14 protein-coding genes, 1 tRNA gene and 1 rRNA gene are annotated in these 12,878 nt (G+C 47.4%); all 16 read right to left on the bottom strand.

Features of this window, described 5'->3' with window-relative positions; all coding sequences use genetic code 11:
* Positions 1-450: ribosomal RNA gene (locus G633_RS0104765) — 16S ribosomal RNA — on the bottom strand; the annotation flags it as partial.
* Positions 451-941: 491 nt separating this feature from the next.
* Positions 942-1,029: transfer RNA gene (locus tag G633_RS0104755), tRNA-Ser, on the bottom strand.
* A gap of 99 nt (positions 1,030-1,128) precedes the next feature.
* A complete protein-coding gene (locus tag G633_RS0104750; protein ID WP_022769425.1) occupies positions 1,129-1,686 on the bottom strand; it encodes a Fe-S-containing hydro-lyase in 558 nt (185 codons plus the stop codon).
* Positions 1,687-1,747: 61 nt separating this feature from the next.
* Positions 1,748-2,590 carry a fumarate hydratase gene (locus G633_RS0104745; protein ID WP_022769424.1) on the bottom strand — a complete coding sequence of 281 codons (843 nt, stop codon included), beginning with the start codon at positions 2,588-2,590 and terminating at the stop codon, positions 1,748-1,750.
* Positions 2,591-2,602: 12 nt separating this feature from the next.
* Positions 2,603-3,010 carry an HIT family protein gene (locus G633_RS0104740; RefSeq protein WP_022769422.1) on the bottom strand — a complete coding sequence of 136 codons (408 nt, stop codon included), beginning with the start codon at positions 3,008-3,010 and terminating at the stop codon, positions 2,603-2,605.
* Positions 3,010-3,657, bottom strand: a complete 648-nt coding sequence (locus G633_RS0104735) for a rhomboid family intramembrane serine protease (RefSeq protein ID WP_022769421.1) — start codon at positions 3,655-3,657, stop codon at positions 3,010-3,012. The genes G633_RS0104740 and G633_RS0104735 overlap by 1 nt, the downstream gene beginning before the upstream one ends.
* A 15-nt stretch (positions 3,658-3,672) precedes the next feature.
* Positions 3,673-4,680 (bottom strand): SCP2 sterol-binding domain-containing protein, encoded by a 1,008-nt coding sequence (locus G633_RS0104730; protein ID WP_022769420.1) that lies wholly within the window; start codon positions 4,678-4,680, stop codon positions 3,673-3,675.
* A gap of 47 nt (positions 4,681-4,727) precedes the next feature.
* Positions 4,728-6,107, bottom strand: a complete 1,380-nt coding sequence (locus G633_RS0104725) for a DUF6382 domain-containing protein (protein ID WP_081664683.1) — start codon at positions 6,105-6,107, stop codon at positions 4,728-4,730.
* On the bottom strand, positions 6,104-6,571 hold the full coding sequence (locus tag G633_RS0104720; RefSeq protein WP_155828886.1) for a hypothetical protein: 468 nt from the start codon (positions 6,569-6,571) through the stop codon (positions 6,104-6,106). Before G633_RS0104720 ends, G633_RS0104725 begins: the two co-directional genes overlap by 4 nt.
* On the bottom strand, positions 6,558-6,989 hold the full coding sequence (locus G633_RS0104715; protein WP_155834912.1) for a hypothetical protein: 432 nt from the start codon (positions 6,987-6,989) through the stop codon (positions 6,558-6,560). Before G633_RS0104715 ends, G633_RS0104720 begins: the two co-directional genes overlap by 14 nt.
* A 23-nt stretch (positions 6,990-7,012) precedes the next feature.
* A complete protein-coding gene (locus G633_RS17420; protein ID WP_051199956.1) occupies positions 7,013-7,798 on the bottom strand; it encodes a hypothetical protein in 786 nt (261 codons plus the stop codon).
* Between the two features lie 22 nt (positions 7,799-7,820).
* The gene (locus tag G633_RS0104705) at positions 7,821-9,149 is read right to left on the bottom strand and encodes a DUF5702 domain-containing protein (RefSeq protein WP_026519211.1); all 1,329 of its coding nucleotides are present in this window, start codon (positions 9,147-9,149) and stop codon (positions 7,821-7,823) included.
* 94 nt (positions 9,150-9,243) lie between these two features.
* On the bottom strand, positions 9,244-9,453 hold the full coding sequence (locus G633_RS0104700) for a Flp1 family type IVb pilin (protein WP_026519210.1): 210 nt from the start codon (positions 9,451-9,453) through the stop codon (positions 9,244-9,246).
* 35 nt (positions 9,454-9,488) lie between these two features.
* Positions 9,489-10,955: a type II secretion system F family protein gene (locus tag G633_RS0104695; RefSeq protein ID WP_026519209.1), complete on the bottom strand. Its 1,467-nt coding sequence runs from the start codon at positions 10,953-10,955 to the stop codon at positions 9,489-9,491.
* Positions 10,948-11,712 carry a type II secretion system F family protein gene (locus G633_RS17415; protein ID WP_155834911.1) on the bottom strand — a complete coding sequence of 255 codons (765 nt, stop codon included), beginning with the start codon at positions 11,710-11,712 and terminating at the stop codon, positions 10,948-10,950. The genes G633_RS0104695 and G633_RS17415 overlap by 8 nt, the downstream gene beginning before the upstream one ends.
* Positions 11,648-12,874, bottom strand: coding sequence for a CpaF family protein (locus tag G633_RS0104685; RefSeq protein ID WP_035770739.1), 1,227 nt, complete (start codon positions 12,872-12,874; stop codon positions 11,648-11,650). The genes G633_RS17415 and G633_RS0104685 overlap by 65 nt, the downstream gene beginning before the upstream one ends.
* Positions 12,875-12,878 lie beyond the last annotated feature (4 nt).

Below are 12,878 nucleotides of genomic sequence, written 5' to 3'. Positions count from 1 at the left end.
GCTTTACATACCGAAATACTTCTTCACTCACGCGGCGTCGCTGCATCAGAGTTTCCTCCATTGTGCAATATCCCCCACTGCTGCCTCCCGTAGGAGTTTGGGCCGTGTCTCAGTCCCAATGTGGCCGTCCGACCTCTCAGTCCGGCTACAGATCGTCGCCTTGGTAAGCCGTTACCTTACCAACTAGCTAATCTGACGCGGGCCCATCTCATACCACCGGAGTTTTTCACACTGGATCATGCGATGTTGTGCGCTTATGCGGTATTATCAGTCGTTTCCAACTGCTATCCCCCAGTATGAGGCAGGTTGCCCACGCGTTACTCACCCGTCCGCCACTAAGTTTACTCAAGATTCTGCCGAAGCTTCATCAGCGAGTAAACTCCGTTCGACTTGCATGTGTTAGGCACGCCGCCAGCGTTCATCCTGAGCCAGGATCGAACTCTCACGTTAAAATAAGTTCAATTCCAGCCAGAACTAAAACGTTAGCTTTCGTTCTGTCCGTTATTACTTTTGGTTTGTTACTTCTGAATAATTCTCTTGGAATTTTTCAGGGTTGCATTACTGTTTATTTGTCAAGGTGCTTTGTTGTTGCTCTGTATTGCCGCAACTCATTTAGAATATCATGTTCAGCAATCTTTGTCAACAACTTTTTTAAAATATTTTTTGGAACTTTTTGGAAACGGCTTGTTTCCTAGGTTCCGTGCCCCTCTTCAAACGGGCAAAAGTTATTATAGCAAAGCCAAATCTTAAATGCAACACCTTTTTTTGGAAATTTTTATAAATCTTATTTTCCACAAAATGTTGTACTTTGAAGAGGATTTTCCTTCTATTTATAGTGGTCATTTAAACCGGTTATCTGATCCGGCCACCAGGGTGATCCAAAATAACACCTCAGAAGGAATAAAAAAGGAAGTCCATTGGACTTCCATTTCTTTGCTAAACGGAGAAAGCGGGATTTGAACCCGCGCGCCGCGTAAACGACCTACACCCTTAGCAGGGGCGCCTCTTCAGCCACTTGAGTATTTCTCCATGCCTGAATCCCACTACCAATATGTGAGTTTCATGCGTCCGTTCAAACCTAAGACGCAAATGTAATTATACAAAGCCCTGCAGCCTTTGTCAATTGTTTTATTCCAACTCCCTCCTGTAAGCAGCACCGGCAGTCTCGTAAAGATTGTTTCCCTCTGAATCAATTACTACTATTGCAGGGAATCTCTCCACTGTAAGCTTACGTATTGCCTCTGTTCCGAGATCGTCATAGGCAATAACTTCAGAAGCAGTAATAGCCTTGGAAAGAAGAGCTCCTGCTCCGCCGATAGCTGCAAAGTAAACAGCTCCGTTTCTAACCATGGCATCTATAACCTCTTTGCTTCTCTTGCCCTTGCCTATCATTCCGCCAAGCCCAAGATCAAGGAGCTTTGGAGCATACTTGTCCATACGGCTTGCTGTGGTTGGTCCGGCAGAACCGATGGGTCTTCCCTCTCTTGCAGGAGATGGTCCCATATAATAGATGAGATTTCCCCTTATATCAAAAGGAAGTTCCTCACCCTTCGAGAGAGCTTCATCCATTCTCTTGTGCGCAGCATCTCTGGCTGTATATATGGTTCCGGTTATGTATACCATATCGCCGGCCTTTAGCTCTTTTGCCAAAGCAGGATCGATAGGGGCCTGTAATTCTCTGTCCATTCTCTAATTCCTTCTATGTTAGTTCACTTGTTCTTCTATAAGAAGAGTTTCTGCAAAAATGTTAGATTGTCACGAATGCATGTCTGTTTACATGGCAGCATATATTCACAGCCACAGGAAGACCTGCGATGTGCGTTGCGTAGGTGTTTATGTTGACTGCAAGCGCCGTTATTCTTCCGCCAAGTCCGGCAGGACCTATTCCACTTGCGTTGATCCTATCAAGCACCTCTTTTTCCATATCAGCTATATATGGGATGTCTGAATGCTCTCCGGCCTTTCTGGTCAGGGCCTGCTTAGCCATGATGGCGCACTTCTCGAAGGTTCCTCCGATGCCTACGCCAACAACCATAGGCGGACAGGCATTGGGACCGGCGTCCATAACAGCCTGAACGATGGCGTTCTTAACACCCTCTTCACCATCGGCGGGCTTGAGCATGAAGACTCTGCTCATGTTCTCGCTTCCGAAGCCCTTGGGAGCACAGGTTATCTCTACCTTATCTCCCGGAACTATCTCGTAATGTATGATTGCGGGAGTGTTATCTCCTGTGTTCTTTCTTATAAGAGGGTCCGATACAACGCTCTTTCTTAGGAAGCCTTCTGTATATCCACGGCGCACTCCTTCGTTTATGGCTTCTGTAAGATCTCCACCCACAAAGTGTACATCCTGACCGACCTTTACGAACAGGACTGCCATTCCGGTATCCTGGCAGATTGGTATCATGTCTTTTCCGGCGATATCGAGATTCTCACGGAGCTGGGCAAATATCTTTTTCCCTAGCTCGGACTCCTCGGCGCTTTGAGCCTTTGAAAGAGCGTCCTCCATATCCTTGGAGAGAAAGTGATTGGCGTCGATGCACAGCTTCTTAACCGCCTCTGTAATTTGCTTAACTTCTATTTCACGCATAGCTTCTCCCGGTCAGGCACCCACAATTGTGTCTTTGATTGCTGCAAGCTCCTCAGGTGAAGGGCTTGTTGGCTTCCATAAAATGTGCTGCCCGTCGTTTGCATATCTTGGAATGATATGAAGATGGAAATGCATAACAGTCTGTCCTGCTGCCTCTCCGTTGTTCTGTACAAGGTTAAGACCGTCGCATGAGAGTTTCTCCTTCATGGTTCCTGCCACCTTCTTGGCAACCTTGGCTGCATCAGCCAAAACGTCCTCAGGAATCTCAAAAAGATCCGCATAGTGGTTCTTGGGAAGAACCAGGGCATGTCCCTTGGTTGCAGGGCCAAGATCAAGGATAACCCTGAAGGAATCGTCCTCGTATATAGTATTTGACGGAATCTCTCCCGCTGCGATTTTACAAAAGATACAGTTTTCCATTATGCAAGTCCCTCCATATTCTTGTTGTTCTTTAAAACAATGATATTTATAACGCCTAAAACAGCTCCCGTTAAAAAGCCTCCGGTGTGAGCCGCGGTGTTTGCACCCTTCTGGAAAAAGCAGGCCTCAATAACAAAGACTCCCAAAAGCGCAAGCCTTATCATAAGGTTTCTGCTTCTTATAAAAGTCTTTCTGTTTACCAGAATCCATACCATAACAAAGCCAACCAGCCCCATAATGGCGCCGCTTGCCCCGACTGAGACCCAGCTGAGTCTGTTCTGGATTTCATAAGCCATGGATATCATGTTGCCAAAGAGTCCCGACAACATATAAAGGAAAAAGTAGAACGCATGCCCTGTGTAGTGCTCAACTATAGCGCCGCCAAGGGCAAGCATCAGCATGTTATTTATGAGGTGCTGAGGATCAGCATGAAGGAACATGGCTGTAAAGAGCCTGTAATACTGACCGTCCCTAAGGACAACTTCAGTGATCATGGCCCCTTTTTCATACATCCATCCAAAGGCAAAACTGCACAGCAAGAAAACGACCACGTTAATGGCCAGCAGTGCCAGTGTTATATAAGAGCTCTTGTATATCTGCTCCTGTCTTTGCCAATAATCTCCCTCAGAGACGTAAGTATCCTGCATCCGGATTTCCCCAACTTAATCTGCCATAAGGTCAAAGAACTGATCCATGCTTCTAAGAAGCTTGAAGTCTCCCTTCATCTTAATGCTTCCTGCCATAAAGGCTCTCTGGAAGCTAAGTCTCCCCCCAAGGATATCTTCAAAGGTTCTCTGATCTGAAGTAAGTGAAACATCGCAACCTTCCTCGTCTCCCACGTGGCAATCGCACTTACTGTTATCTACATCTATGATGATAGGCTTAAGCTTACCGTTATCGGAAAAAGAAATCTTGTACTTAGCCACAACTCCTGCAACAGGAGTGAATTTCCTGTTAAGAGTCTTAGCATATTCCTCGGAACTTCCAAGGGCATCTTCCTGTCCCATCTTGTCCCTGAATATGCTTGCAAGCTCCTGAAGGTCTTCCTTCTGCTTGCGAACGTACTTGTCATCCGAAGCATACTCCGAGAGCTGTTCAGATTCCTGCGGAGTAAGGTCTATGCTCTTGGCAACGCCGACCTTGTTGATGACCGCCTGATTACTTGCAGGGAATACAGGCATCTTCTGATTGATGGTCCTGTAGATGTTCTCCGCCTTCTTATCTATTATCTTGCCGTACTCCGAGCTGTTCTCAAGCTTGGTAGTATCTGCAATATATCCGCACATTCCGTCACAAGGAAGTCCGCCCAGCATCTCCCAGGCAGCTGCAAGACTCATCATGCCTTCTCTCTCGCCGTGAGTCGTACTCATGACAACGGGCGCCATGTAGATCTGTCTGATCTTGTCCTTGTCACCGTAGAGCCAGCAGGCATCAAGAAACTGCATCATGTATCCGCCAATTCCGTACCACTCAACCGTTGATGCCAGAATGATTCCGTCCGCATCCTTAAGAGTGTTGGGCAGAGCTGTGATGCCATTTCTCTGTTCATAGAGATTGTACTGCTGTACCTTTACATTAAGTTCCTGTAAAACCGCTGTGATCTGTGAGATGACGAAAAGCGTTGGATCATCGATGATTCCGCGTCCGCCGTAATAGATATTTACCTTCATGAACTCCCCTCCGCTTAATAATCGTATTATATCACACAATCTCCTATTTATCTGCAATCAAAACAAACTCTGCCAAGCCTTATCTCGTCCCCTTCATCGATGTAGGTCTTTTGCTGGGGAAGGAGCTTAAGACCGTTTTTGTAGGTTCCGTTCGTTGAGCCGAGGTCGATCACAGCAACTCTTCCCCCGTCGCTTACAAACCTGCAATGCATCCTTGATATGCTCATATCGCTCAGCACCTTATCAACACAGCCTTCCATTTTCCCGACTGTCAGCGGAAGCTTATCAAAGGCAATCCTTACTGTCTTGTCCAGATTTCTGCTAAAGAGCGCGATGCCTTCACTTCTGATCTCATCAAGGACCACTGTCTCTCCGCACAGGGCCGTTTCTTTGGTAAAAGAGCTTTCGGCCCTTGCAGGTTTTACGAAATCATAATCCTCTTCGTATCCAAAATCATCTTCTTCGCCCCCATAGCTGATATCCTCCTCCGAATACATCTCATCCTCGCCAAGCTCCCTTGTCTTCTTGCCTTTGCCGGGCGCTTCCACACCGCCTCTAAGCTCCTTAAATCCGCCGACAAGAGCCACCACTCCGGTTACAACCGATACCAGCATTACAAAGATTGACAGCATATTTTCCTCATTTGAAAGGATGTAGTTCATTCTTATATAAACCATAGCTCCCACCAGGCAGAAGAACATGAGGGAAAAGAGAAGTTGGAGCTTTCCACCAAGTCTCTTTCCGGAGCTCTTAAGCCTTCTCTCCCCCTCTTCTTCCTCGTAATCGTCAAAAGAGTCTGTGACGTCCTCTGCATCTGTCATGTCAAAGCTTTCCGTAAAGCTCTCCTCTTGCTTTTCCTCATAAGTGTTCTTCTCTGCCTCACAAGCCTCTTCTGCCAGAGTCTTCTCCAGTGCCTCATAAATAAAATCTCCGAAAGCAGCACTCTGCTCGCAAAGCCTGTAGACCAGCTCGGTAGCCTCTCTGTCATTCTCATCCACCAGCTCCAAAAGCTCCATGGCAAACTCGGAAAAGCTCTTCCCCTCATCATAAAAAGGGCAGTAGAGAAATCTGCATGCTCCGCTTGTAAGATCTGTGTATATGCTCCTACTGTTAAAGACGATTCCTTCTTCTCCCAGCAGAAACTCAGACAAGCCCTCGAGAACATCCTTTATATCTGTAAGAAGGCTCTTTACCTGGGCGGCATTCATCCCGCTTGATGCGAATCTGTCCCCAAGGCTCTGCATGGAATTTATCTCGTAATAAAGAAACTTATCTCCGTTTATGCTCCTCTCGGTCAGAGGCACAAGGCCCTTTATCCTGCCACTTTCTGCGATCTTATACTGATACCTGCTTTCGCCCTCTTTACTCTTATCCTCAAACACAAGGTAGTTATGCTTCAATTCTCTGTAATACTTGTACTCCATCATTCATCTCCTATTGTTTCCAAAATCTCTTTTCCCAAATCCCGTAGTCTCGTGAACCTTCTGATGTGCTCTGCATACTCAAAACGCTTAGCCCTTCCGGCTGCTTCATATTCCCAACCGCTTTGAGGTTTTAAGAAGTACCTTCCCATGGCTGAGTGCCGGGCCTTTGAATATCCATGAACCCGGATTTCTTTTCCTGACGATGCTGCTTCAAACGTAGGGTTTGTGCTGCCAAAATACTTTTTGCCCGCAACCTGCGATGACTTCTCATTTACATAATTTTCAGAGCTTCCATATATCTCCTCATCTGCAACGCTTGCCCTGAAAGCCAGGATATATGCGTCCTGCGACAGAATGCATCTGCCATAGAGGTAGTACGAAAAGTAGATGAGCAGCGCAAAGACGCAGATGATCATCGGCACAATGAAGGAAGCCTCCAGCGTCATATACCCCTTAAATCTGCGCAAGCATCATCACCCCCATCCCCAAGGTCAGGAAAGGAACAAAGGGCATTTTGGCCTTTTTCCCAACCTTTTTAAGCACCAGAAGAATCCCCGATATCAGTCCGCAGGAAAAAACTCCTGCGATCATCCCCATAACTGCTACTCCCGCTCCAAGAGCAGGCCCTGCGCACAAAACAAGTGCCCCATCTCCGTATCCGACGCTCTGTCCACTGACAAAGGACAAAAGCAGGAGAAACACTCCCGGCATCAGCGACATAAATATGTCCGAAGCATCAAAGTTTCCTGCGTATATACTGAATACAACTTTGGCAAAAGACATACCAAGGCATCCCAGTATCTCCCACAAAAACACGTCTCTGCTCCTTATATCTCCGATAGATGAAATTATCATTATTAGCAAAACACCTAGTCCAAAAAACACTTTTAACTCCTTATCCATTACGCTCATCCGCAAGTGCTGCAGGCTCTGCGACCACCCACTTCAGAAATCGGTATCGTATAAATCTTTCTCTTTAGTGCCAGGCAGTTAATACTGCTGTGGTACCTCTCGCCATATCCTGTGATAAAAACGTTGCCTCCTCCGATGTTCTCTCCGCAGTATTCACAGGCGTAGTATATCTTCCTGTCGTTGTTGCGAAGGTGCTTTAGATCCTCGAAGGGAACGCTTTGCACCTTAAGTCGCAGATGCTCACAATCAATGCTTCTGTGGTAAACCTCTCCGTGCTCCGTGACATAGACCATCTCCTCTTCGACGCCCTCCATATCAAGGCCGGCCGAGATGTCGTAGCCCGTCCACGCATGTCCGAAGTATCTGGATTCCACACCAAATTCATTAAAACCGATGACCGGAATCAGAGGATGTACCTTGTAATCCACAACAAGGTCGATAATGTCATTTCCAAAAAGAACTTTTGACTGGATAAAGCTCATGCCCTCAAATCCGTCCGTGACAACGCTTTTATTTATGCCATCTCCGAGATACTGCCTCACCTTCTCTTTTGCATAAAAAATGCCTGCTGCCCCGGCCAGTGTATCCACTGCGCCTCCGCCTTCTGCTCCGAGACTCTCCTCACCAAAACTAAGATCATACGCCAAAAGAGACATCTCGCTTCCCGTCTGGTGAAGCGCAGCCTCCAGATCTGACTGGACCTTCACAATATTGAACATGGTCATTATGTTTACGAAGAAGAAGATAAATAGCGGAAGTGCCAGTGACGCCTCTACCGTCATGGACCCAGGCATCCTGTGGTGCCTACATCTCATATCCGTATATCCTTTCTATCTTGCAGTCGTACCCAAACCTTGTCCTTACATGGATCTCCGCGCAGAAGGTATCCAGGCAGTGATCCATCTTAAAGGCCGCATTTCCTGCAGTCTTTCTCACATCCATCTCAATTATGTCCGCAAGGCGCATGGTCTTCTCCGGAAGGCTCACCATAAAGAGCCTTGCCCTTACATAGTCTTCATAGTACATGCCCTCTCCGAGATCCCCGCCGTTTAGGAAATCCCTGAAGCCGAACATATTTGTAAGACTTAGCCTCCAGGTGGAATCACTCTTAAAAAGAGGAACCCTTCCGCCGCTGAACAATATGTTTAAGTCCGACACCGTCTCGGCAAAAGTCCAGGCAAAAAGGATTGAGTATTTCACAAGATCTGCCAGCTCCGGAATACAGAACAGCGCAGTGACCACCTCCGCAATAAACTCCGCCTCTGCAACCTTGGCATCACATCCAAAGAGGTAGATCATGTTTGATGCCTCTCTCCAGAAAAGCAGATTCTCAGCCATTCTCTCAAGATTTCCCCAGTCGCTCTTTTGCCCGTAGATCATGTATTCCAGCTGATATTTCAAAAGAGATTTATCCAGCTCGCCTCCATACCTCGAGCACTTCTCGTAGTAGTACTGCTCAAGGAGAAGTCTTTCGCCGGCTGAGATATCCTCTTTGTCGTTGAGCCCTGTTCCCTTATTTAGCTGCCTGTGAGACGCATACTGATCAAGGTCTACGGTTACCTTTGATATCCTTGACTTGTCCTTGATCGCCAGATTCAAAGCACCAATTCCCCTTTGTGAATTCACCACATCCGCAGGGTTGGCAAGGCTCATCTCCTCCTCTTCTCCGTCCTCGTTGATGATGGGCGGAAGCTCTATGGCATCAATTGCCGCCTGATTTTCTGCAGCCATAGCCGCCACGTCCGTGGTATCAAGGGCGTTATCCTGAATGAGCCGGGCGTTGGTCTGAACATCAGCCAGAAGCCCCTCGACAGGCTCGGCGCCCATATATGAAATTATCTGCCTGTTCAGCACCGCGCCGTTATTGTCCAGGGCAAAAGAGCTTCCGGTGATACTTACGCCATCGCAGTACGCAGAGAATATTGAATCATTTCCGGCAAGTCGACTCGGAACAGTCCTGCTAAAGTTCTTTTGCGCATAGTATCTTAGATGCTCCTGTGTGTTTATGATGGAGGGGTTCTCGCACCCGTAAGAAGTATCCACAAACAGGAGCCCATATTGCTCATAGAGCGCTCTGCTGTACTCGGCAAGTACTGAATTCATGGAGATATCTGCAACACATTCCGTCTTCATTTTGACTGCCCCTATCCTGGCCCCCTGAAAAAGGACCAGGATAAGTGACAGGATTATCATTATGGACAGCGACAGAAATACCGTCACATAACCCTTAGTTCGTGATAACACGGGTATCCTGTCTGATTGCCTTAAAGACATCCTCAACGATTCCGGAGATCTGCTCCTTAAATACGATAACAAGGCCAATGAGCACCACTATGATAAGTATTACCTCGACGGTACCCATTCCGTTCTCATCCTTCCAGAAACTCTTTACTGCTCCCCCAACCTTTTTTCCTAAATTCTTTACTGTTTCGATCATTTTGTTTTCCTCCCTTTTATTCAAAATTTGTTTGATCAAAATGCCATGTAAGCCGGTATCATTATCACTATCATTACGATCACCAGCATGATTATCATGGGCAGAAGAAGCCTTGTTCCGGCTTCCTCTCCCGCTTTGCGAACTCTGTCCATCCTCTCGTCGAAGGCCTTTTTGGACTCCTCCTGTAAAAGAACCAGAAGCTCGCTGTTACCTTTTCTCAGGTTCTGGGACAGTAGCGTTGACAGTCTTGTGTACTGCTGCCCCGAGCACCTAAGACCAAAGTGCTCATAGACACTCCCTTCGGATGCTCCGGCTGAGAGCTCTCTTCCGGCCCTTAGGACCTCCTCGTAGAGATATTTCTTTTCTCCGGTCTCTTTCTTTTTCCGTAGGTACCCGTTTCCAAGCTTTTCAAAGATATTCCTCATGGTCATTCCGGCTCCCATATAAAGAACGATCTGCGATACGAACTGAGGATAATCCCCCAGCATCTGCTGCCCTCGCTCCTCCATGGCCTTCTTCAGCTCCTTGTCCTTAAGAACGTAAGAGGCTGCACTTCCGATAAGAGTCAGCATCAGAAGCAGCATGCTGTTGTCGGTTACTTTCTCTGACCAGTGGATCTCCCCCTCATCAAAGCTCTCCGGCAGGATGATCTCCTGCTCCTCTTTGGAATCCTCATCGGCCTTGTCCAAAAGCTCTTTTATCTCCAGAAAAGCCCTCTCCGCAGGCGTTAAATCCCTTGGTATTATCCGCGCGCAGAAGGACTGCTGCCACCGAAGGTCTCTGTAGCTGTAGATGGCGCTTAAGTTTACCAACGCACCTTCCTTTGGGATCATGTCCTCAATGAGCTCACCGTCGAAGTGGATCACCTCAAGGTTGTCGATCTTCCAGCGGATATCAAAGGGATATCCCGGAATCCTCTCCGGTAAATTCAAGTCTTTCGTCACATCATCAAAACTCTCATTCTCCTTAAGGATGATCCTCTCAAGAGATGCCGACGCTTCCTCAAACAGGGCATTTGCTTCTTCTTCCGTATACTGCCTTGTCTCAACCGGAAGTGTGTACTCGCCGATCTCTTCACCGTTTTCATCCGTGGCAACCAGGTCAACTTCGTATTCCTTCTCACCAAAGGAGTTTCTCTCAATAACTCTCCCATCGTTTATCTTGGAGCTCTGCCCGGCGCCGATGGCCATCATGAAGGCCAAAAAGCATCCGGCGCTTGCCATAAGGAGCACAACGCTTATCTTCCTGATAAAGTATTCGGTCTCTGCACTGTCCAGATCCTTTTTCTGCTCAAGTGTCCCCAGATACATACGTATTTTTTCCGAGGAAAAAGACCTTACTCTCCCCCTTATGTTCCTGAAGATAAAAAGAGAGATCTTCAGATAAGCCCTGCTTATCCCGGTGTCCTCAATCCCCTGCGGAAGCTCGAGGTCTTTTGAAAGAAACCACAAGATCAGCATCACAAGCGGAAATATCAAATATGTAAATGCAAGCTTAGACATTGATGTTTACTATCCTTTCCGACATAAAATAAGCAAAGGCATAAAATCCCATGCAGATACTCATGAGCACGATCCCGAACAGGTTGTGATAGAGCGGGTCAAAAAAGCCGGGGCTTGTAAGGCTTATGTAAAAGATAATGAAGAAGGGCACCATGTTCATGATCCTTGCCTCCATTCTCTTTGCGCTGATAAGCACGTCGATCTCTTTTTCCACATCCATCTTCTGGGAGATTACCGTGATGGTCCTTGATATAATCTGTGTCAAGTTGCCACCACTCCTTTTGGCCACAGCAAAAACCTCCGCAAAATCCCTTATATCGCTGTTGCCCGACTCCTTCCCGAGCCTGTAGATGAGCTTTTCCAATGGAATGTTGTTCTTAATCCCCTTGCCGATCTTAGAAAGCGCTGCGCAGATAAGGCTCTTTTTCCCATATAGAAGTTCCATGTCATGGATAGCCTCAAGGAAAGCATTCTCCGGAGAGTACCCGGCCTTGAGATTTGTCAGCACCGAGCTTATCGCATCCCTGAACTGTATCCCTATAAGCCTTGTATTTCTCTCTATCTGGCGCTTTTTCTGATACACGTACCACGGGAACACAACAGGTAAAAGAGCTGCCACAGCAATCCAGGAATCGTAGAAGAGCCTGCCAAAGGCCAGTGCAATCAGCACTCCCTGAATGAGTATCGGGATGTCATTTATCCCCCTCGGGTAAGCTAAGGCCTGCTGCCATAAGCTTTTCAGTCGCTTTAAGTTCACTTACTTTCCTCCATTTCCCTATGATCTTTCCTCTTTCATCCTCGCCCTCCTCTTCAAACCTGAAGAGGGTATTCACCTTTATCCTTCCGCTTTCGGGATCAAGCTCCTTTTCCAGCTCGCATATCTCCAGCACTTTCCTGGTCCTGTCCCTGAGTCTTCCAAGATGCACCACGATATCTATTCCCGATGCGATCTGTCCTCTTACTGCCGGGAGCGGAATCTCCATCCCCATCAGCACCATGGTCTCAATTCTCGAGAGCATATCTTCTGCACTGTTGGCGTGTCCTGTGGACATGGCCATATGACCCGTGTTCATCGCTTGTAACATATCGACGCACTCATCGCCTCTGACCTCACCAACCACGATCCAGTCAGGTCTCATACGAAGTGATGACTTGATGAGGTCCCTGATGGTTATTGGCTTGCAGCCCTCCACATTTGCGTTTCTTGCTTCCATCCTCACAAGGTTTGGGACCCCAAGGATCTGGAGCTCTGCGTTGTCCTCTATACTTATTAGTCTTTGATCCTTTGGAATAAAATCCGAAAGAGCATTCAGGAAGGTGGTTTTACCGGAACCCGTACCACCGGAAATAAAGATGTTATATCCGGCCTTTATAAGGACCTCAATATAACTTTTAAGATATTCGGATATTGAACCCAGCTCTATGAGCCGCCTCATGGTGATGGGCTTTTCGGGAAACCTTCTTATGGTCACGATAGGACCGTTTAATGCAACAGGGCTGAGCACAATGTTTACACGCGACCCGTTATCGAGCCTTGCATCCACTATCGGCGATGACTCGTTGACCACTCTGTTGCAGGAAGATACGATCTGCTGGACCACATCCTCAAGGCGCTGCCTTGACTCAAACCTGCAATCCGACTCCATGATCACACCGTTTTTCTCAATAAAGATGTTGTCGGTGCCATTGACCATTATCTCAGTGATGGTCGGATCATCCACCAGGTGCTGCAGGACATCGAGCTTTCTTATGGAGTGAAACACTTGCTGCCTGAGGCTCTTTCTCTCCTCGAGAGTAACTACCCTGTGCCGTAGCTGCATTGAGATCTCCCTATCGATGATCTCATACATCTCCCGGTCCGTGATCTCTCTGGAGAAGTCCAGCGAGTTCATGACCCTGTCCTTGACCACAGCCCTCATCTCC

Source organism: Butyrivibrio sp. FCS006 (assembly GCF_000424525.1).
Classification (GTDB): Bacteria; Bacillota; Clostridia; order Lachnospirales; family Lachnospiraceae; genus Butyrivibrio.
The sequence above is the reverse complement of the archived record's forward strand: the minus strand, read 5'-3'. Positions and strand labels throughout refer to the sequence as shown.